This window comes from Bradyrhizobium lablabi (assembly GCF_001440475.1).
GTDB lineage: Bacteria > Pseudomonadota > Alphaproteobacteria > Rhizobiales > Xanthobacteraceae > Bradyrhizobium > Bradyrhizobium lablabi.
Window position 1 is genome coordinate 175282 of record NZ_LLYB01000127.1, and the last position, 19258, is coordinate 194539.

Here is a 19258-nt window from a genome sequence, read left to right on the forward strand (position 1 = left end):
TCGCGCGCTATCCAGATTCCCGGCGATGTCCGTCGCCGTTCGCTACGCAAACGCCACTAGCGGAGCTGCTGCACATGATGACGCTTCGCCAGGTCGAGGTGATCCGCGCCGTGATGGTGACCGGCACGATCGGCGGCGCGGCGCGGCTTCTGAACGTATCGGCGCCCGGCATCAGCCGGCTGGTGAAATACACCGAGAAGTCCCTGGGCGTCCGTTTCTTCCAGCGCCAGAACGGGCGCTATTTTCCAACGCCCGAAGCGCGCAACATCTTCGAGCAGATCAACGGCGTCTACGAGAAGATGGATGATCTTACCGAGATCATCTCCAAGATCGGACGCGGCGACCTGTCCGAACTGCGCATCGGCTCGGTGCCGAGCATCTCGCAGGTCATGGTGCCGCGCGCGATCGAGCGCGTTCGGCGGCGCTACCCGGAGCTGCGGATCGACATCAACATCCTCAAGATCGAGGAGGCCGTCGACTATCTGCTGCTCGGTCGCGGCGATTGCGTCGCCATGAGCTACCGGCTCGAGCATCCCGGCCTCGATTTCCTGCCGCTGGCATCGGGCGAATTGTTCTGCATCGTGCCGGCGGGGCATGAGCTGGCCGGATGCAAGCAGGTCTCGGCCAAGGAGATCATCCGCTATCCGCTGATCGGCATCGATCCCAACGATCCCTATGGACGGATCATGGCGGAGATCTTTGCGCGCAACAGACTCGACTATGACATCACCATCCGTGCGCGCTTCGGTACCACCGTGTGTGCGCTGGTCAAGGCCGGTCTCGGCATCGCCGTGATCGACCAATTCACCGTCGCCCATGGCGGATATCCCGGCGTTGAACTCTTGAAGATCGTCGAGCCGACACGATTCGACACCTACATCGCGGTGAAACGCGGCGCGCCGCTGTCGCTGCACATCGAGCATTTCATCGAATGCCTGCGTTCGGAAATGCGGGCGGTGGGGCCGGGCAAGGCAGCGTCGCGAAAGGCCGATCCCAAGCCCCGCAAGGAAATAACGCTCCGCAAGAAATAACATGATGTTATCTATCTGGCATAAATGGGTAATTGTGTTAGGTCGGTAAAGCGCTATCGTTCGACTGGATCGGGCGTTTCCCGAGCCGTTGCCGTTAACGCGCACTAGCGCCCGATGACGAGATCAATGAGCCCTGCCGCCCGCCCCATCGCTCCGGCCGACCGCCGCTTTCTCACCGGCCTGATCGGCGCGCCGATCGCGCATTCGGCGTCGCCGGCGATGCATGAACGGGCCGCCGAAGCGCTCGGTGCGCATTGCCACTACCAGCTGATCGAAGTCGCGGGAGCCAGCCGCGACGAGTTGCGGCTGCTGCTCGATGGCGTGCGCCGGCTGGGTTTTGCCGGCGTCAACGTTACCTTCCCCTACAAGGAAGCCGTGGTTTCGCTACTCGATGAATTGTCGCCGGGGGCGCGCGCGATCGGCGCGGTCAATACGGTCGTGGTCCGGGATGGCCGGCTGATCGGACACAACACCGACACGACGGGATTTGCCCGGGCGATCACCGAACTGGTCCGCGATCCCGCGCAGAGCCGCGTCGCCGTGGTCGGCGCAGGCGGCGTCGGCAAGGCGATCGCCTTCGCATTGGCGGGGATCGGCGTCAGCGATATCAGGATCTTCGACACCGACGCCGCCAAGGCAGCGCAACTTGCCGGCCAGATCGAGAAGCATGGCAGCGCGAAGGTTGCCGGTAGCGTCGAGGAGGCCATGCGCGGCGTCACCGGCGTGGTCAACGGCTCGCCGGTCGGCATGCTGCCGAACCGCGGTACGCCAGTGCCGGATGCGCTGCTGCACGGGAATCTGTGGGTGGCAGATGCGGTCTACACGCCGCTCTGGACGCCGCTATTGAATGCTGCCAAGGCCAAGGGCGCCGAGGTCATGACCGGGCGGGAGCTCGCGATCTATCAGGCCGCGGACGCCTTTGAACTGTTCACGGGATTGAAGCCGTCGGCCGTCGAGATGGGAAATGCATTCGACGCGGTGATGGCCAAACGCTACGCTAAAGTGAACGCAGCTTGAGAAGCGCGATCGGGAAAACCGGGTGCCGGTTTTCCCTCGCGACAAACGCGGAACGCGTTTGCGTGGAGTTCGTGCTCAAACCAAAGAACACGGCCGGTCACAAGGCCGCTTGTTGTAACGAGAGGGGATGGAAATGAAATCTGGATTTTTCGCAGGACTGCTGCTTGCCACCGTGTCGGCCGCAGCCGCATTCGCGCAAGGCGCGCCGATCAAGCTCGCCGATGTCGCCGAACTGTCCGGTGGCGGCGCCACCGTCGGCAATAACTGGAAAAACGGCATCGATCTGGCGATCGAAGAGATCAACGCCAAGGGCGGCGTCCTCGGTCGCAAGCTGGAAGTCACGCATGCGGATTCGCAGTCGAACCCCGGCGTTGCGCGCGCGCAGGTGCAGAAGGCGCTCGACAATGAGCCCTACGTCCTGCTCGGGCCCGGCTATTCGGGCTCGGTCAAGGTTACTTCCCCGCTCGCCGCGGAAGCCGGCATCGCGCAGATCATGGGCGGTGAAGCCGCCGAGCTGACGCAGGGCGGCAACAAATTCCTGTTCCGCACCTCGTTCGGCCAGCAATCCTCGATGCCGAAGGTCGCCAAATACATCAATGACGAGTTGAAGGCGAAATCGGTCGCGGTCGTCTGGGTCAACAACGACTTCGGCAAAGGCGGCCGCGACGTCATCACCAAGGAGTTCGCCAAATACAACATCAAGGTCGCGGCTGACCTTTCCACGGAAGCGGGACAGGCGGACTTCGCTGCCGACGTCAGCAAGATCAAGGCCGCGGCACCCGATGCCGTCTTCATCTACCTCAACGAGGAAGAAAGCGCGCGGATACTGAAGGAGCTGAAGCGCCAGGCAGTCACCGTGCCGCTGATGGGCGAGACCACGCTGGTCGGCCAGAAGGTGGTCGAGCTCGCCGGCGATGCCGCCAACGGCGCGCGCGGCCATGTCGGCCTCACCACCGATGCGCCGGTCGATCTGGTCAAGGCCTTCCGGGAGAAGTTCGTCAAGAAGTACAACTACGTCCCCGACCACAACGGGCTGAAGGGCTATCTCGCGATCTACATGATCAAGGCGACCACCGACAAGATGGGCAAGGTCGATTCCAAGGCGTTCGCCGACACCCTTCACGGCCTCACCATCAAGGCCGCGAACGAGCCCGGCATCCTGATGGACGTGACCTTCGACGAGAAGGGCGACATCGACCGCCAGGGATTCCTGGTCGAGATCGTTGAGGGCAAGCAGGTCGTCAAGCAGGTACTGCCGAAGCTGAACTGAGCCGCATGGGCGCGTGCGTTTGAGCGCGCGCGCCCGCGATCAGCATAACGAAATCATTGGCGCCGTCCGAGTGTGACGGCTGAGGGGAGAAGCATGTCCAATCTGCTCGATCTTCTCGTGGCGGGACTTGCGACCGGGGCGATCTACGCCCTCGTCGCGGTCGGGTTCACGCTGTTGTGGCAGACGTCGCAGACCATCAATTTCGCGCAGGGCGAATTCGTGATGTTGCCGGCGTTCCTGATGCTGGCGGTGATGCACGCGGGCGCGCCGTTCTGGCTCGCCATCATCCTCGGCATCCTGCTGTCGCTGCTGCTGCTCGGGCTCGGCTTCAAGCTGCTGCTGGTCGATCCGATGCTGCGGCACGGCGTGCTGCCGCTGGCGATTGCGACCATGGCGCTGGCGATTGGCATCAAGGAGGCGGTAAAGCAGTTCTTCAGTGCCGAAGCTTCGCCATTCCCCTCCATCGTGCCGGCCGGTGACGTCTCGATCCTCGGCCGCGTGGTGTCGCTACAAAGCCTCGGCGTGCTCGCGCTTGCGATCGCCGTGGTGATCGGCCTGACCATGCTGCTGAACCGCACCTCGATCGGTCACCAGATGCAGGCCACCGCGCAGAACCCGACGGTCGCCCGCATCATCGGCGTGCCCGTCGAACGCATGATCCTGCTGACGTTCCTGATCAATGCCTTTCTCGTGGCGCTGGCCTCGCTGCTGATCACGCCGATCTATCTCGCAAAATTCTCCTCCGGCGAAGTGCTGGGGCAGGCGGCGTTCATTGCGGCGATCGTCGGCGGCTTCAACCAGGTGCGCGGCGCCATCGCGGGCGGGCTGCTGATCGGCGTCGTCGACAATCTGGCGGCGGCCTATGTGTCGACGCAGTATCGCGCCGCGGTGCCGATGGTTCTTCTGATCGTCATTATCCTGTTCCGGCCGCAGGGCCTGCTTGGCCGGCCCGAGGAGCGCACGGTATGACCATCAACGGAAAATATTGGCGCATCGCGCTCGGGCTGGCCGTGATCGCGGCCCTGATCATCGTGCCGATGAATTTCAATCGCTACGGCCTCTATATCCTGAGCCAGTGGGCGGTGATGACGATCGCCGCGATGGGGCTCAATCTCACGCTCGGATATGCCGGCCAGGTGTCGCTGGCGCAGGGCGCGTTCGTCGGCATCGGCGCCTATGCGGCGGCGATCATGACCACGCAGGGTATGCCCCTGATTGCGGCGCTCGGCGTCGCCATCGTACTGTGTTTTGCAATCGGCTGGATCCTCGGCTATCCGGCGCTGCGCGTGCAGCATCACTACCTTGCCTTCGTGACGCTGGCCTTCTCGACGCTCGCGTTCCTCGTATTCCGCAACGAGGATTGGCTCACCAAGGGCATCTACGGCATCTCAGGTATTCCACGGCCCAACGTCCTCGGGTTCGCCACCAACCGGCCGCTGCCGTTCTACTACTTCTGCCTCGGCTCGCTCGCCATCGTCTCGCTGGCGATGTGGTGGCTGATCCGCTCGCCCTGGGGCCGCGCCTTCGTCGCACTGCGCGAAAACCCGGTGCGGGCGTTGTCGCTCGGCATCGACACAAGGCGCTACACGCTGATGGCGTTTGCGATCGGTTCAGCGTTAGGGGGTGTCGCCGGCGCGCTCTATGCGCCGCTGACGCAATATATCGATCCGGTCCCGTTCAATCTCTCGCTCTCGCTCGATCTCTTGATGATGGTGATCGTCGGCGGCTCCGGCTTCTTCTTTGGCCCGTTCCTCGGCGCCATGATCGCGGTGCTGCTGCCGGAGTGGCTGCGTTTTACGCAGGGCTACTACCTGATGCTCTATGCGATCGCGGTGATGCTGCTGCTGATCTATTCGCCGACCGGCATCCTCGGCATCCTCGATCGCTATCTGGCCGAGCGGCGCACCAAGGCGGCTTCGGCACTGCGCGCGGTTACCAAATCGAGACTGGAGACGGCGCCATGACCGCGGTCCTCGAAATCAGCAACGTCAAGAAGAGTTTTGGAGGCATCAAGGCCGTCGACGGCGTCAGCTTCGACGTGCAGGAGGGCGAGATCCTCGGGCTGATCGGCCCGAACGGCTGCGGCAAGTCTACGCTGTTCAACTGCATCCTCGGCCAGCTCACGCCGACCGATGGCGAAGTGAAGGTCGATGGCAAGGTCGTCACCGGATTGCGGCCGTCCGAACTGAATCGCCTCGGCGTCAGCCGCACCTTCCAGCTTCTGCAGGTTTTTCCGAAATTGTCGGTGCGCGAGAATCTAATCCTTGCCGGGCAGGAGCATCAGGGAAACATGATGTCGCGGCTGTTTGGCCCCTCCGATGCTGGATTATCGGCCGCGGCCGACCAGATGATCGGCTTCTTCAAGCTCGATCACCTCGCTACCGAAGCGGCGGGCGGCCTGTCCTACGGCCAGCAAAAACTGCTCGACGCCGCGATGGCGTTCATGGGCGGGCCGCGGCTGGTGCTGCTCGACGAGCCCGCCGGCGGCGTCAATCTCACCATGCTCGGCGATCTCAAGGAACGGCTGGCGGCGATCAACCGCGAGAAACGCGCCACCTTCGTCGTGATCGAGCACAACATGGAATTCGTGATGTCGCTGTGCACGCGTGTGATGGTGATGGCGGAAGGCAAGCTGCTCGCAATGGGTACGCCGGCCGAAGTGCGCGCCAATCCCGCCGTCATCGAAGCCTATCTGGGCCACTGAAGGGACCGATCCCATGAGCGATGCCATCCTCGATGTTCAAGGCCTCGTCGGCGGCTACGGCAAGATGACGATCCTCAACGGCACCAGCTTTTCGGTGCCGGCAGGCTCCATCACCACCGTGATCGGGCCGAACGGCGCGGGCAAATCCACCGTGTTCAAGGCGATCTTCGGCCTGTTGAAGCTGCGCGAAGGCAAGGTCGTATTCAAGGGACGCGACGTCACCGGGTTGAGCCAGCGTGAACTGCTCAATGCAGGCATCTGCTACGTGCCGCAGGGCCGCAACATCTTCCCGGAACTGTCCGTACGCGACAACATCCAGCTCGGCGCCGTCGTCGCGCGTGACATCGCCGATCTGCCTGCCAGGATCGAGGCGGCGCTCGATAAATTCCCGGTGTTGCGCAAGAAGGCGGCGCAGCAGGCGTCCACGCTGTCGGGCGGCGAGCAGAAGCAGCTCGAAATCGTCCGCGGCCTGCTGCTCAATCCGCAGCTGGTGCTGATCGACGAGCCGTCGATCGGGTTGTCCCCGCTGATGGTGCAGCAGACCTTCAATATCCTGAAGGAGCTGCGCGATCGTGGCGTATCGATCCTGATGATCGAACAGAACGCCCGCTCGGCGCTGGAGATTTCCGATTACGGCATCGTGCTCGAACTGGGGCAGACCCGCCTCGTCGACAAGGCCGACCGCGTGCTGAACGATCCCCGCATCGGGCAATTGTTCCTGGGCGGCGCGATGACGGAGACGGCCGCATGAACAAGCGCTCGATCGCTACCGTTTCGCTCAGCGGCGCGCTCGACGAAAAGTTGCGCGCGATCGCTGAAGCCGGCTTCGATTCCGTCGAGATTTTCGAGAACGATCTGCTGTCGTTCAACGGCAGCCCGCGAGACGTCGGCCAGATGTGCCGGGATCTCGGGCTGTCGATCTGTGCCTTCCAGCCGTTTCGTGACTTCGAGGGCATGCCGGAGCCGCAGCGCACCCGGAATTTTGCGCGCGCCGAGCGCAAATTCGACCTGATGCAGGAACTGCAGACTGATCTGATGCTGATCTGCAGCAACATCTCGCCGGCCTCGCTCGGCGGCATCGATCGTGCCGCCGCCGATTTCCGCGAGTTGGGCGAGCGGGCTGCCGCGCGCGGCTTGCGCGTCGGCTATGAGGCGCTCGCTTGGGGCCGTCACGTCAATGATTACCGCGACGCCTGGGAGATCGTGCGGCGCGCCGACCACAAATCGATCGGCGTCATCCTCGACAGTTTTCACGCGCTGGCGCCGTCGTTCCCCACGCTGCCCATCCAATCGATTCCCGCCGACAAGATCTTCCTGGTGCAGCTGGCCGACGCGCCAAAACTCGGCCTCGACGTGCTGTCCTGGAGCCGCCATTTCCGCTGCTTCCCGGGACAGGGCGATCTACCAGTCGCGCGATTCGTGCAGGACGTGCTGGCAACCGGCTATGCGGGTCCGCTGTCGTTGGAAATATTCAACGACCAGTTCCGCGCTGGCTCCGCCGTCCGCACCGCGACCGACGGGCTGCGCTCGCTGATCCTGCTCGAGGATGACGTCCGCGCGGCGGCGCCGAGCGCTTCGGCAGCGCCGCTGCCGCCGAAGGCGCGCAGTCGTGGCGTCGGCTTCATCGAATTCGCCGTGAGCGAGGAAAAAGCCAAAAGCCTCGCCGCGCTGTTCGGCCAGCTCGGTTTCCGCAAGACCGGCGCGCATCGCAGCAAGGACGTCGAACGCTGGTCGCAGGGCCATATCGATCTCGTCATCAACTGCGAGCCGGATGGTTTTGCGCATTCGCACTTTGTCGCGCATGGTCCTGGCGTCTGCGCTATCGCCGTCGACGTCGACGATGCCGGTAGGACCATGGCGCGGGCGGAGGCCTTGCAGGCACGCACCTTCTACCAGCCGGTCGGGCTGGGCGAGCTGGAAATTCCCGCGATCCGCGGCGTCGGTGGCAGCCTGCTGTATTTCCTCGAACAGGCCGGCAAGAATTGGGACCTCGATTTTGAATCCCTGCGCAGCGAAGCGGCCGGCGACAGGCTCAATGCCGTCGATCATATCTCGCAGTCGATGCCCTATGACGAGATGCTGTCGTGGCTGTTATTCTATACCGGCATTCTCGATCTGGAACGCCTGCCGCAGATGGAGATCGCAGACCCGGTCGGGCTGGTGCAGAGCCAGGCGCTGATCAACGGCAATCAGGGCTTGCGCATGGTGCTCAACGGCTCGTCAGCCACCCGCACGCTGTCGGCCCGCTTCATCCACGAATTCTTCGGCTCCGGCGTGCAGCACGTCGCGTTCTCCTGCGGCGACATCTTCGCTGCGATCGCCGACATGCGCGCCCGCGGCGCCGACTTCCTGAAGATTCCCGACAATTACTACGACGACATCGAAGCCAAATACGGCCTCGACGCCGACATGATGGCCGCGCTTCGCCACAACCAGATTCTCTACGACCGCGAAGGCGACGGCGAGTTCTTTCAGGTCTATACCCACGCGTTCGACGAGCGGTTCTTCTTCGAGATCGTCGAGCGCCGCAACTATCACGGTTTTGGCGCCGCCAACGCCGCGATCAGGCTCGCGGCCCAGACCCGCGAATCGCGGCCGCTGACCATGCCGAAGGCGTGACCGTCAGGAATGGAAAACAAAAAGACTTAAGGGGAGGCGAGACGATGTCGATCATGAAAAGGAAGGCCGTTGGCGCAACATTGCTGCTCGCGGCCTGCGGTTATCTCTCGCCGGCCTGGGCCGATATGCTTTCCTGCGATGACGGCATCAAGACGGCGTTCCGTCCGGACGCCGACACCACGGTCGTCGCGGTCCGCCTGGTGAAGAAGGGCGAAGAGTTGAAGGCGCCTGACGCGCCTCAGCCGGTAACAGCGGCGGCCGATCTGTGCCTGGTCAAGCTGCTGGTAGGCCCCGGCGCCACGGCGGAAAAGGACAAGAACGCGCGCTCCTGGTCCGAAGGTATCGGCATCGAGGTCTGGCTGCCGACGCATGCCAATTGGAACGAGCGCATCCGCAACTATGGCGGCGGCGGATGGGTCGGCGGCGGTCATCGCTATGCGGACAAGATCGGCAGCAAGGTGCCGGCGATCGTCAACGCCAATATCGGATACGCCTCGGGTACGACCGACGCGGGCCAGCCCTGGTATCAGGACGGCTCGTTCGCGTTCCTGTCGGACGGCAAGGTCAACGTCGAATCGTTGCGCGATTTCTCGGTGCGCGCCATGGTGGAGCAGGCCGTCAAGACCAAGGCGCTGGTCAATCTCTATTACGGCAAGGCGCCGAAATATGCCTATTACGACGGCCATTCGCAGGGCGGCCGGCAGGGCCTGAAGCTCGTGCAGGAATACCCTGAACTCTATGACGGCTACATGATCGCGCAGCCGGCGCTGAGCATCGCGAAATTCGGAACGGCGGGACTGTATCCGCAGATCGTGATGAAGACGGAGCTCGGCTTTACCTCGGCGGACAAGCCGAAGGCCACAGCCTTCGCCGCCAAGGTCGCTGCCGCCAACAAGCGGGCGGTAGTCGCCTGCGACAAGGCGGGCCTCGGCTTCCTGCTCGATCCTTTTGCCTGCGACTACAACCCCGCGCGCGATGCCGACATGCTGTGCGCGGGCGAAGCCGGCGAGGGCGTCACCGGCAATAATGCCGATGCCGCGGCTTGCATGAATCTGAAGGAGGCGAACGCGCTGAACCGGATCTGGTACGGCGCCACCAGTGATGGAAGTTTCGATGCCGCGCAGAGCGCCGGGGCGCGATCCGGCAAATCGCTCGGCAAGAACCAGCTCTGGTGGACGTTCACCAAGAGCACCGCCATCGGCAATCTGATCACCAGCGCCTCCTCCTACGGCGTCGCATTGGCCCTGCAGGATGTCGCCTATGCGCCCGATGCCAGTACGTCGTCGGGCGAACCGATCACGAATGCCTCGACCAATGTTCGCAACAAATGGCTGGAGCTGGATTACGCGGGCCTCGCCGACGCCGTGAACAAGGGCGTCGCGCTGCAGCCGACGCTGTTCAGCGATCTCATCACCGACAAGGCGGATCTCGCGAAACTGCGCGATCTCGCCCGCAAGGTGATCGTCCACACCGGCCTCGTCGACGACGCGATTCCGCCTGCCGGCAACATCAATTATCATGAGCGCGTGATGGCAGCGATGGGCGGCGATGCCGAGGTGCAGAAGTTCATGCGAATGTATCTCGTGCCGGGTTCGGCGCACTCTTCGCAAGGCCGGGCCTATACCGTCGGCGGCAAGAACGACAGCGTGCCGTTGCCAAACCTTCCGGGCAACGCCAACCAGACCCCGACACGCGAGCAGGATCAGTTCTTCACCGCGCTGGTCGATTGGGTCGAGAAGGGTACCGCGCCCGGTGAAATCCTGCTGACCTCGCGCGACAACAGCCTCAGCTATCCCGTCTGCGTCTATCCGCTGCGGACGACATGGAATGGCAACGGAGATGCAAAGCAGGCCTCGAGCTATAGCTGCCGGTAGGCCGGCGGGTTAGGATCGTGTCGTCGGGGGCGTAACCACCGGATCGAGCATGACCGAACCCAAGGAAGCAGCGAGCAGAACGCACGAAGTGCTCGGTTTGCTCGGCTTTCTGCTGGTTGCCACCGCCCAGGTCTCCAACATGATCCTGGCGCGCGGCGTTGCCGGAAGTGTTCCACCGTTCTCGATCGCTTTCTTTCGCTGGAGCATTGTGGCGCTCGGACTGCTGCCGGCTGTCATGATGGCGCTGAGGGAAAGCCCCGGGCTGTTGCGCAAGGACGGTCTCGGCATCGCGCTGGCCGGCTTTCTCGGCATGTTCATCTGCGGCGGTCCGGTCTATCTCGCCGGCGTTACCACCTCGGCCATCAACATCGCGCTGATCATGGCGCTATCGCCGCTTGTCGTACTGCTGTTTTCCGTCGTTTCCGGTCGCGAGACCATCGACCGACGAAAAATCATCGGAATGCTGGTCGCGCTGGCGGGCGCCCTGCTGATCATCACCAAAGGGGGAGCCGCCGGGCCGGGCCTGTCGTCCGGCGATCTCCTCGCGTTGCTCGCGATGCTGGGCTGGGCGGGATACACGTTGATGCAAAACGACGTGGGCCGGGGTGTGAGCTTTCTGGCAAGGATCGGGCTGTTTGCGGCAGCAGGGGCGCTGTTCTCGCTGCCCTTTGCGATCCATGAAATCTGGTCGATGCCGTCGGCCGCGTTCAGCGGGCGCGCGGCGCTGGTGTATCTGTTCGCCGGCCTCGTCCCAGGCCTCTTTGCCTATTCGGCCTACGCCTATCTGGGCTCGATGTTCGGTGCGGTGTCGACTTCCTTGAGTCTCTATCTGGGCCCGATCGTCAGCGCGGTGCTATCGATCATCTTTCTTGGCGAGGCACCGACCATGATCCACCTGATCGGCGGCGCGCTGTCGCTCGGCGGCATGTGGTTGTGCCTGCAGGCCAAGCAGAGCGCGTCGCGATAGATCGTAGCCGCGCTGGCGTGACCAGACCGCGCTGTCCCCCCGCATAAGCAGGCAGCACCGGCTTGACAATGCGCGATCAGTTATATAACAATCCGTTTATATAAAGGATTGAGCATATGAAAAATCTCGATGCGGCCTTCTCCGCGCTGGCGGACCCGACACGGCGGGCGATCCTCGCCCGTCTTGCATTGGGTGAAGCCACTGTCACGGAGCTGGTCGAACCTTTCGACCTCACCCAGCCCGCCATCTCCCGTCACCTCAAGGTGCTGGAGGGCGCGGGGCTGATCGTCCGCCGCATCGAAGGCACCAAGCGACCGTGCCGATTGGCCCCGGCTGCCGTCACCGAGATCGACCAATGGCTTGGGATGCTCCGAAAGGCCCTGTCAGCGAATTACAACCGGCTGGACGACGTTCTGGCCGGCATGAAAACCGAAGAGTGAAAGGCAGACCCGATGAGCAAGATGACGCTGAAGACCGAAGGCGATCGCCATGTCGTCGTTACCAGGCGCTTCGCCGCGCCGCCGGAAGCGGTGTATCGCGCGCACACCGAGCCGTCGCTGATCCAGAAATGGCTTCTCGGTCCGGACGGCTGGACGATGCCGGTCTGCATCAACGAGGCGCGACCGGGCGGCAAGATCCGATACGAGTGGACGAACGGCGAAGGCGGCGGATTTTATGTGACCGGCGAGTATCTCGAACTGGTGCCGTTCAGCCGGCTCGTTCATGTCGAGCGGATGCACATGCCCGATGCGACGCCGGACAACCACGTTGAAACGACCTTCGCGCCGGACGGCGACGGCACGTTGATGACCATGCGGATGACCTTGCCCGATGCCGCGACGCGGGCTGCCATGCTGTCCACCGGAATGGAGCATGGAATGGAAGCGAGCTACGCGCGGCTCGAGACCACACTCAAATCATCCGCAGCGCTCAACCACTGAGGGATGAGCCGCGCGCCACGTCGGTCTACTGAAATGAGCGAAGAAACTCATTTCAGCAGGATCCATCAATCTGGAGAGTAACCGTGATCGAGCCGCTTCGTGTCCTTCAAACCAAGCCACAACTCACAGCAGTGATTCCGATCGCGGTTCCGCGCGAAGACATTCGCAAGGTCATGGGTCCCGGCCTCACCGAATTGAAGGCCGCCGTGGCCGCGCAAAACGTCGTGGTCACAGGCCCGTGGTTTACCCACCATGTCCGCAATCCCGGCGAGATCTTCGATTTCGAGATATGCCTGCCGGTCGCCACGCTCGTCGCACCGGTCAATCGCGTGAAACCAGGGCAACGGCCCGCCATGAATATTGTCCAGACCACCTATCATGGCGGCTATGAAGGTCTCGGCGGCGCGTGGGAGGAATTCATCGGCATGATCAGGGCCGCGGGACACAGAACAGTGGACGGCCTCTATGAAGCCTATGCGGTCGGCCCGGAGGCGAGCGCTGATCCGAAAGCCTGGCGCACTGTGCTCAGCAAGGAACTGGTGGAGGTTTAGAAGCCCCGAGAAATGCACGAAGGGAAAATCTATTCCATTACCGCGTGATCAGGCGCGGCCGACTGTGCGCGTAAGGTCGCCTTGGTCGAGCCGATCATGATCGCGAGCGGGATGGCGCAGGCGGTGAAGATCATCACGAGCTGGTAATCGTGCGAGAACGCGATGATCTGCGCCTGCACCTTGACCATCACGTCGGCCATAGCGCGGCCGGTGTCGGTCGCGAGATCGATCATGCCACGCACGTTCGGCATCTGCAGCGCGTGATTGAACGGGTTGATGTGTTCCGACAGCACCGCGTAGGTGTAGCGCGTGCCCTGCGTCAGTTGCGCGATCACGAGCGAGATCCCGATCGAACTGGCGACATTGCGCATCAGGGTCAGCATCGAGGTGCCGTCGGTACGCAAATGATTGGGCAGCGTCAGAAATGCTACGGTTGACAGCGGCACGAACACCAGACCGAAGCCAAAGCCTTGCACCACGCTGATGATCACGATTTCGGTCGCGCCGGTCTGGTCGGTCCAGCCGGTCATATAGAACAGCGACAGGCAGGTGATGCCGAGGCCGGCGACGATCAGCGTCCGCGCTTCGATATGTTGCATCATGCGGCCGACCAGCATCATCGCCACGAACGTACCGCAGCCGCGGCTCGCCAGCAGAAGCCCGGCGGTGATGATGGGATAGCCGATCACATTCTGCAGGAACGGCGAGGAAAGGGCCATGGTGGAAAACAGCACCAGCCCCATCACGGCCATGAACACGCAGCCGGCGACGAAATTCTTGTCCCTGAACAGCGCGAACTGGATGAAAGGATGTTGCGTCGTCAGCGAATGCGCCAGGAAATAATAGAGGCCGATGCCGGCGATGATGAACTCGGCGATGATCTCGTTGGATTCGAGCCAGCCGAGCTGCTCGCCGCGGTCCAGCGCAAGTTGCAGCGCGCCGATGGCGACGGCGAGCGCGGTGAAGCCGAGCCAGTCGAACCGCAGCTGGAGGTCTTTCCTGGTCTCGTCCATGAAGATGACGAGGCCGAGCACGGTAATGACGCCGAACGGCAGGTTGACGAAGAACACCCAGTGCCAGGAATAGGTTTCCGTCAGCCAGGCGCCGAGCGACGGGCCCATGATCGGTCCCATCATCACGCCCATGCCCCAGATCGCCATCGCCTTGGCGCGTTCTTGCAGCGTGTAGGAATCGAGCATCACGGCCTGCGACAGCGGCACCAGCGCCGCGCCGAACACGCCTTGCAGCAGGCGGAACAGCACCATCTGGCCGATATCCTGCGCCAGCCCGCACATCACGGACGCAATGGTGAAGCCGGCTGAGCAGACGATGAAGATGCGCTTGCGGCCGAAGCGGTTGGCGATCCACCCGACCGGCGCCGTCATGATCGCCGCCGCGACGATATAGGACGTCAGCACCCAGTTGATCTGGTCCTGCGAGGCCGACAGCGTGCCCTGCATATAGGGCAGCGCGACGTTGGCAATCGTCGTGTCCAGCGCCTGCATGATGGTCGCCGTCATGGCGCAGATCGTCACCATGTTCCGGCGCAGGCCGGGAACGGATGCCAATGGCTGGCCCGGCGTTGCCATGGCGCTAATCGTGGTCCTGGTTGGCCGCCGCCGGCGTCAGGCCGAGCAGGGCCGTCAGCGAGCGCCGATGGTTGGTGTCGATGGTGGCATAGACGCTCATGCCGGCCTTCAGCTTGCGGACGAACTTGTCGTTCTTGTCGAAATAGATCCGCACCGGCACGCGCTGCACCACCTTGACGAAATTGCCCGACGCGTTCTGCGGCGGCAGGATCGCGAACTGGGCGCCGGTGCCGGGCGAGAGCGAACCGACGGTGCCCTTGAACGGGTGATTGGGGAACGCGTCGACCTCGAGCGTGACCGACTGGCCGACCGCCACATGGGTGAAGTCGGATTCCTTCGGGTTCGCGTCGACCCAGGGGTTAGAAGTGTCGATGATGCTGAACACCGGCGTGCCGGCGGTGACGAAGCGGCCGAGCTGAATCTGTTCGACCTGGGTGGCGATGCCCGCCATCGGCGCGCGCATCACCGTGTGGTCGAGATTGCGCTGGGCCTGGTCGAGCGCCGCCTTGGCCTGGGCGTAAGGCGGGAATTCGACGAGCGGCAGGTCTGGATTGCCGAGCAGCTGCGCCTTGGCCGTCGCGATCTTCTGCTGCAGCAATTGATATTGCGCGCTTGCGGTGACGAGGGCGGTCGAGGCGTTGTCGAGGTCGAGCTGCGAGCCGAAATTGTTCTTCACCAGCGCCGACTTGCGTTCGACGTCGCGCCGCTTCAGGTCCATGCCCTGTTGCGACAGCTCGCTCATCTGGCCGTAGATCTTCAGGTCCGCGATCAGATTGTCATAGGTGACGTTGGCTTGCGCGAGGTTGGCCTTGGCTTGCGCGACGGCGAGGCGGAACGGCACCGGGTCGATCTCGAACAGCACGTCGCCGGGATTGACCTGCTGGCCCTCCTTCACCACCACCTTCTCGATCTTGCCGGAGATGTCGGGCGTGATCAGAACCTTTTGCGCGCCGACATAGGCGTCGTCGGTGGTCACGTAGCGGCCGCCATTGAGATAGAACGTCACGCCGGCCACCAGCGCGACCAGCGGCAGCACCACGAGCAGCAGGAAGCGGCGATAGCGGCGCAAGCCAGCCAATAGCCGGCGGCGCGGCTCGGCCGCGAGTTTCGGCCGCGACGGTGTCGCCGGCGCGCTCTTCTGCTCGGGAGCGAATTTGAGCGCGGGCTCAGCCATAACGCTGTTCCTTTCGCGGAGTGTCATTCGCCGGATTCTGGATCGCGTTGCGAACGTTTTCCTTGATCAGGTCGAGTTGGTCGAGCAGGCGATGCGCATCAGTGGGATTGATGCCGTCGAGCGCGGTCGCCGTGAGTTCGGAGCGAAGCCCGGCGAGCTTGCCGAGCAGGGGACGTGCCGCCTTGCGCAAGTAAAGGCGGTTGACGCGGCGGTCGGTCTCGTCGCCACGGCGCTCGATCCAGCCATTGTCGCAGAGCTTGTCGATCAGCCGCGTCAGCGTGATCGGCTGCATCTCCATCTGTTCGGCGAGTTCCGATTGCTTCAGCCCCTCGGTCCGTTCGACCTTGGCCAGAACCGCCCATTGCGCGCGGGTGATGCCGTAGCGCGCGGCCTGCCTGTCGGCATAGGCGCGCATCATCCGCTGCACCTCGCCGAGCGTAAACAGGAAGTTCATGTCCACCGAACCGCGCATTGTCCTCATCTCCATAAGCTAGCGATATAATAAGCTTGCTTATGAATTCCACATGCCAGGTTAGAGATGGCCTGACCCGCTTCCAGCACATGGCTGGGAACCAGGGAGCGGCCGGGCTTTGGGATTGGCCACCAGAAGTGCTACAAAAGGCTGAGATGAGCCTGACAAAGCCGACATTTCCCGCGCCCGACCACGATCACGGCCGCTGCACTGCGGAAGCGATCGCGCACGCCGAACAGGTTTGCGCACGGCGGGCACAGAAATTCACGCCGATCCGCCGCCAGGTGCTGCAGGCGCTGTTGTCGAGCCACCGCCCGCTCGGCGCTTATGAGGTGATCGACGAACTGGCCAAATCGATGCCGCGTCCGGCGCCGATCACGGTCTATCGGGCGCTCGATTTCCTGATGGAAAACGGCCTTGTCCACCGTATCGAGAGCCGCAATGCGTTCCTCGCCTGCGCGCATGACCACGACGAGACCTCGATGGTGGCGTTTTTGATCTGCGAGCTCTGCGGCTCCGTCGGCGAAATTCCCGCGGCTCCCGTGGCGCAAAGCCTCAACGCGGCGGCGCGCGCGTCGGGCTTTGCGCCAAAGCTCTCCGTCGTCGAAATCGCAGGCACCTGTGCCCATTGCCAGAAATGACTAATTTTAGTCTGAGGGCCTTCCTCCGTCATTGCGAGGAGCGAAGCGACGAAGCAAGCCATGCCTCCGCAAGCGGTGAAATGGATTGCTTCGCTTCGCTCGCAATGACGTGGTGAAACCGGAATCATAACAACACGGCGCCAAGCCGGTCACGAGGATAAATGTCTTCCAAAAAAGTAGAACCTTCCGCCGGGCGTGCGCTCACCCCGGGCGCCATTGCCTTGATGCTGATGCTGTGCCTGAGTTGGGGGTTCAACCAGATCGCCGTGAAGCTCGCGCTGCCCGACATCCCGCCGATGCTGCAGGCGCTGATCCGTTCCGCCGGCGCGCTGCCGGTGATGCTGTTCGCCGGATGGCTGCGCGGCGTGAAATTCTTCGTGCGCGACGGCTCGCTCGTTCCGGGGTTGGTGGCTGGCACGCTGTTCGGGATCGAGTTCGTGCTGATCTTCACCGGGCTGGTGTTCACCTCGGCGTCGCGCGCTGCGGTATTCCTCTACACGGCGCCGTTCTTCGTCGCGCTCGGCTCCTACCAGTTTCTCGGCGAGCGGCTGAGCATGCTGCAATGGGGCGGCCTCGGTCTCAGCTTCGCCGGGGTTGCGCTCGCGATCGGCGTGCCGCAGGCCAATGTTGACGCAAAGGTGTTGCTGGGCGATCTGCTGGTGGTCGGCGGTGGCGCGCTGTGGGGCGCGACCACGCTGATTGCCAAGGGCACGAAGCTCCGTAACGCCGCGCCGGAGAAGGCGCTCAGCTACCAGGCCGCCGTGTCGATCCCGATTCTCGGCGCTGCATCCCTGTTGTTCGGCGAGAAGATCACGCACATGCCCAGTGTATTGTCGATCTCGCTTCTGGCCTATCAGGCGATCTGGGTGGTGGGCTGCACCTTCGTGCTGTGGTTTGCGCTGGTGAAGACCTATTCGGCGAGCAAGCTCTCCTCGTTCACCTTCGTTACGCCGTTGTTCGGCGTCGTCGCCGCCTATTTCATCCTGCACGACACGCTGACGATCGCGTTCGGCGTCGCGGCATTGCTGGTGATCGCGGGGCTTTATCTCGTGAACAAGCCAGACCCGAAGGTGGTGCCGGACCCGAACGTGCCGGCGTAGCTCTTCCGTCATTGCGAGCGGAGCGAAGCAATCCATCCTTCCGCGCGTGCTGAAAGATGGATTGCTTCGTCGCTATCGCTCCTCGCAGTGACGACAGGGAGAGAGTTTACCCCGTCTCGATCGGCAACGATGCATCCTTCGCCCATTCGCCCATCGAGCCGTCGTAGAGGGTGAGGTTGTCGTAGCCGAGACGGTGCAGCAGAAACAGGTCGACGGTTGCCGAGATGCCGCCGCCGCAATAGGCGACGACGCGCTTGTCTTTCGTGATGCCCTGCGCCTTGAATTTGGCTTCCGCTTCCGCGAGCGGCACGAAGACCTTGGTCTTGGGGTCGAGCAGCGTTGCGGCCGAGACGTTGCAACTGCCGGGCACGCGGCCGGGCCGGCCGTAGCGGCTGGGCTCCAGTCCCTTGTGGAATTGCGGGCCGAGGGCGTTGACGACGACGGTGTTGCGTTCGGCGGTGGCGGCGAGCGTCTCGTGCTTGTCGACGAAGAATGCGTCCTTCGGTTCGGCGATGAACGTCGCCGGTGGATATCCCTTCGCGGGCCCGGTTTCGAGCGGGCGTCCCTCGAATTTCCATTTGTCGAGGCCGCCGTCGAGCACGGATACGTTCTCGAAGCCCAGCGACGTGAGCATCCACCAGAACCGTGTCGCCCACATCGGGGTGCCGATGCTGTACAGCACCACCCGGCTGTCATTGGATACGCCGTGACGGCCGAACGCGGCCTCGAGATGCGCCACATCAGGCATCATGAAGCGAAGCTCGGTAGTGGCATCGGAAAATTCGCCCTGCAGATCGAGAAAGCCCGCGCCCGGAATGTGGCCGGCTTCGAAGGTGTGCCGCCCGGGTACGGTGAGATAGGGCTGGCTGGAGCCTTCGGGCGCAGGTTCGAGATAGGTGGTGCAGTCGAACAGCCGCAAATTGGGCCGATCCAGGATATCAGCGAGTTCCGCCGTAGAGATGAGCCCGTTATGCCCCGACATTGGATGGCCTCCCGCTATTTTGGGTCAATGCTAGAGCCCGCATCGGCCTATGAAAAGGCGGCCGGGAGGTGCGCTCGCCCTTTCAATTCGGCGATTCCTGTCCAATATAGCGGTTAACGGAAGACGAGGTTTTTTGCCCTGCTGCTGGCCGCCGCGCTCGACCTAAGCTATTGAAGATACAACACAAAAATCCCAGTGTGACGAAGGGCACAGCGCCTTCGCCGCCCACTTGGTGATTGTCACCAAAACCTGATATTCGAGGCCCCATGAACAAGCCCGAAATAATCCCGCAAGACGACGTCGCAGGCCCCAGGGCCCGGCATAAA

20 protein-coding genes are annotated in these 19258 nt (G+C 63.1%); 15 read left to right on the forward strand and 5 right to left on the reverse strand.

Going from position 1 to position 19258, the window contains the following annotated elements; genetic code table 11:
* The first annotated feature begins 74 nt into the window (after positions 1-74).
* From CQ14_RS37730 to CQ14_RS37790, 13 genes are all read left to right on the forward strand, one after another.
* Complete coding sequence (locus CQ14_RS37730) at positions 75-1031, forward strand: LysR family transcriptional regulator (RefSeq protein ID WP_057862798.1); 957 nt, start codon at positions 75-77, stop codon at positions 1029-1031.
* A 126-nt stretch (positions 1032-1157) separates the two neighbouring features.
* Positions 1158-2048, forward strand: a complete 891-nt coding sequence (locus tag CQ14_RS37735) for a shikimate dehydrogenase (protein ID WP_057862799.1) — start codon at positions 1158-1160, stop codon at positions 2046-2048.
* Positions 2049-2181: 133 nt separating this feature from the next.
* Positions 2182-3318 (forward strand): ABC transporter substrate-binding protein, encoded by a 1137-nt coding sequence (locus CQ14_RS37740; protein ID WP_057862843.1) that lies wholly within the window; start codon positions 2182-2184, stop codon positions 3316-3318.
* Between the two features lie 93 nt (positions 3319-3411).
* Positions 3412-4287, forward strand: coding sequence for a branched-chain amino acid ABC transporter permease (locus CQ14_RS37745; RefSeq protein ID WP_057862800.1), 876 nt, complete (start codon positions 3412-3414; stop codon positions 4285-4287).
* Positions 4284-5282 (forward strand): branched-chain amino acid ABC transporter permease, encoded by a 999-nt coding sequence (locus CQ14_RS37750; RefSeq protein ID WP_057862801.1) that lies wholly within the window; start codon positions 4284-4286, stop codon positions 5280-5282. The genes CQ14_RS37745 and CQ14_RS37750 overlap by 4 nt, the downstream gene beginning before the upstream one ends.
* On the forward strand, positions 5279-6022 hold the full coding sequence (locus tag CQ14_RS37755; RefSeq protein ID WP_057862802.1) for an ABC transporter ATP-binding protein: 744 nt from the start codon (positions 5279-5281) through the stop codon (positions 6020-6022). Before CQ14_RS37750 ends, CQ14_RS37755 begins: the two co-directional genes overlap by 4 nt.
* Before the next feature lie 13 nt (positions 6023-6035).
* Positions 6036-6773 (forward strand): ABC transporter ATP-binding protein, encoded by a 738-nt coding sequence (locus CQ14_RS37760; protein WP_057862803.1) that lies wholly within the window; start codon positions 6036-6038, stop codon positions 6771-6773.
* On the forward strand, positions 6770-8641 hold the full coding sequence (locus CQ14_RS37765) for a bifunctional sugar phosphate isomerase/epimerase/4-hydroxyphenylpyruvate dioxygenase family protein (protein WP_057862804.1): 1872 nt from the start codon (positions 6770-6772) through the stop codon (positions 8639-8641). Before CQ14_RS37760 ends, CQ14_RS37765 begins: the two co-directional genes overlap by 4 nt.
* Before the next feature lie 44 nt (positions 8642-8685).
* Positions 8686-10515 carry a tannase/feruloyl esterase family alpha/beta hydrolase gene (locus CQ14_RS37770; protein WP_057862805.1) on the forward strand — a complete coding sequence of 610 codons (1830 nt, stop codon included), beginning with the start codon at positions 8686-8688 and terminating at the stop codon, positions 10513-10515.
* A gap of 49 nt (positions 10516-10564) precedes the next feature.
* Positions 10565-11482, forward strand: a complete 918-nt coding sequence (locus CQ14_RS37775; protein WP_057862806.1) for a DMT family transporter — start codon at positions 10565-10567, stop codon at positions 11480-11482.
* 116 nt (positions 11483-11598) lie between these two features.
* Entirely contained in the window at positions 11599-11922 is a 324-nt protein-coding gene (locus CQ14_RS37780) for an ArsR/SmtB family transcription factor (RefSeq protein ID WP_057862807.1), read from the forward strand.
* Positions 11923-11934: 12 nt separating this feature from the next.
* Complete coding sequence (locus CQ14_RS37785) at positions 11935-12423, forward strand: SRPBCC domain-containing protein (RefSeq protein WP_057862808.1); 489 nt, start codon at positions 11935-11937, stop codon at positions 12421-12423.
* 83 nt (positions 12424-12506) lie between these two features.
* Positions 12507-12974 carry a GyrI-like domain-containing protein gene (locus CQ14_RS37790; protein ID WP_063800475.1) on the forward strand — a complete coding sequence of 156 codons (468 nt, stop codon included), beginning with the start codon at positions 12507-12509 and terminating at the stop codon, positions 12972-12974.
* 29 nt (positions 12975-13003) lie between these two features.
* Here the strand turns inward: CQ14_RS37790 and CQ14_RS37795 are convergent, their stop codons facing one another.
* Genes CQ14_RS37795 through CQ14_RS37805 form a run of 3 tightly spaced genes read right to left on the reverse strand, consistent with a single transcriptional unit; the run spans position 13004 to position 16224 of the window.
* Entirely contained in the window at positions 13004-14563 is a 1560-nt protein-coding gene (locus CQ14_RS37795; RefSeq protein WP_057862810.1) for an MDR family MFS transporter, read from the reverse strand.
* 4 nt (positions 14564-14567) lie between these two features.
* Entirely contained in the window at positions 14568-15737 is a 1170-nt protein-coding gene (locus CQ14_RS37800; protein ID WP_057862811.1) for an HlyD family secretion protein, read from the reverse strand.
* Positions 15730-16224, reverse strand: coding sequence for a MarR family winged helix-turn-helix transcriptional regulator (locus tag CQ14_RS37805; RefSeq protein ID WP_057862812.1), 495 nt, complete (start codon positions 16222-16224; stop codon positions 15730-15732). Before CQ14_RS37805 ends, CQ14_RS37800 begins: the two co-directional genes overlap by 8 nt.
* Positions 16225-16364: 140 nt before the next feature.
* On the opposite strand from CQ14_RS37805, the gene CQ14_RS37810 reads away from it, so the two are divergent.
* Positions 16365-16850: a Fur family transcriptional regulator gene (locus CQ14_RS37810; protein ID WP_057862813.1), complete on the forward strand. Its 486-nt coding sequence runs from the start codon at positions 16365-16367 to the stop codon at positions 16848-16850.
* A 161-nt stretch (positions 16851-17011) separates the two neighbouring features.
* Entirely contained in the window at positions 17012-17950 is a 939-nt protein-coding gene (locus tag CQ14_RS37815; RefSeq protein ID WP_057862814.1) for a DMT family transporter, read from the forward strand.
* A gap of 106 nt (positions 17951-18056) precedes the next feature.
* Here the strand turns inward: CQ14_RS37815 and CQ14_RS37820 are convergent, their stop codons facing one another.
* Both CQ14_RS37820 and CQ14_RS45405 read right to left on the reverse strand, forming a co-directional pair.
* Positions 18057-18932: a sulfurtransferase gene (locus CQ14_RS37820; protein WP_057862815.1), complete on the reverse strand. Its 876-nt coding sequence runs from the start codon at positions 18930-18932 to the stop codon at positions 18057-18059.
* 82 nt (positions 18933-19014) lie between these two features.
* Positions 19015-19258, reverse strand: a 244-nt coding sequence (locus CQ14_RS45405; protein WP_210183183.1) for a hypothetical protein, incomplete at its 5' end; no start/stop codon positions are given.

Excerpts from the sequence above, each read along its gene's own strand:
- CQ14_RS37730 (WP_057862798.1), top strand. The coding sequence starts at position 75 with ATGATGACGCTTCGCCAGGTCGAGGTGATCCGCGCCGTGATGGTGACC.
- CQ14_RS37735 (WP_057862799.1), top strand. The coding sequence starts at position 1,158 with ATGAGCCCTGCCGCCCGCCCCATCGCTCCGGCCGACCGCCGCTTTCTC.
- CQ14_RS37740 (WP_057862843.1), top strand. The coding sequence starts at position 2,182 with ATGAAATCTGGATTTTTCGCAGGACTGCTGCTTGCCACCGTGTCGGCC.
- CQ14_RS37745 (WP_057862800.1), top strand. The coding sequence starts at position 3,412 with ATGTCCAATCTGCTCGATCTTCTCGTGGCGGGACTTGCGACCGGGGCG.
- CQ14_RS37750 (WP_057862801.1), top strand. The coding sequence starts at position 4,284 with ATGACCATCAACGGAAAATATTGGCGCATCGCGCTCGGGCTGGCCGTG.
- CQ14_RS37755 (WP_057862802.1), top strand. The coding sequence starts at position 5,279 with ATGACCGCGGTCCTCGAAATCAGCAACGTCAAGAAGAGTTTTGGAGGC.
- CQ14_RS37760 (WP_057862803.1), top strand. The coding sequence starts at position 6,036 with ATGAGCGATGCCATCCTCGATGTTCAAGGCCTCGTCGGCGGCTACGGC.
- CQ14_RS37765 (WP_057862804.1), top strand. The coding sequence starts at position 6,770 with ATGAACAAGCGCTCGATCGCTACCGTTTCGCTCAGCGGCGCGCTCGAC.
- CQ14_RS37770 (WP_057862805.1), top strand. The coding sequence starts at position 8,686 with ATGTCGATCATGAAAAGGAAGGCCGTTGGCGCAACATTGCTGCTCGCG.
- CQ14_RS37775 (WP_057862806.1), top strand. The coding sequence starts at position 10,565 with ATGACCGAACCCAAGGAAGCAGCGAGCAGAACGCACGAAGTGCTCGGT.
- CQ14_RS37780 (WP_057862807.1), top strand. The coding sequence starts at position 11,599 with ATGAAAAATCTCGATGCGGCCTTCTCCGCGCTGGCGGACCCGACACGG.
- CQ14_RS37785 (WP_057862808.1), top strand. The coding sequence starts at position 11,935 with ATGAGCAAGATGACGCTGAAGACCGAAGGCGATCGCCATGTCGTCGTT.
- CQ14_RS37795 (WP_057862810.1), bottom strand. The coding sequence starts at position 14,563 with ATGGCAACGCCGGGCCAGCCATTGGCATCCGTTCCCGGCCTGCGCCGG.
- CQ14_RS37800 (WP_057862811.1), bottom strand. The coding sequence starts at position 15,737 with ATGGCTGAGCCCGCGCTCAAATTCGCTCCCGAGCAGAAGAGCGCGCCG.
- CQ14_RS37805 (WP_057862812.1), bottom strand. The coding sequence starts at position 16,224 with ATGGAGATGAGGACAATGCGCGGTTCGGTGGACATGAACTTCCTGTTT.
- CQ14_RS37810 (WP_057862813.1), top strand. The coding sequence starts at position 16,365 with ATGAGCCTGACAAAGCCGACATTTCCCGCGCCCGACCACGATCACGGC.
- CQ14_RS37815 (WP_057862814.1), top strand. The coding sequence starts at position 17,012 with ATGTCTTCCAAAAAAGTAGAACCTTCCGCCGGGCGTGCGCTCACCCCG.
- CQ14_RS37820 (WP_057862815.1), bottom strand. The coding sequence starts at position 18,932 with ATGTCGGGGCATAACGGGCTCATCTCTACGGCGGAACTCGCTGATATC.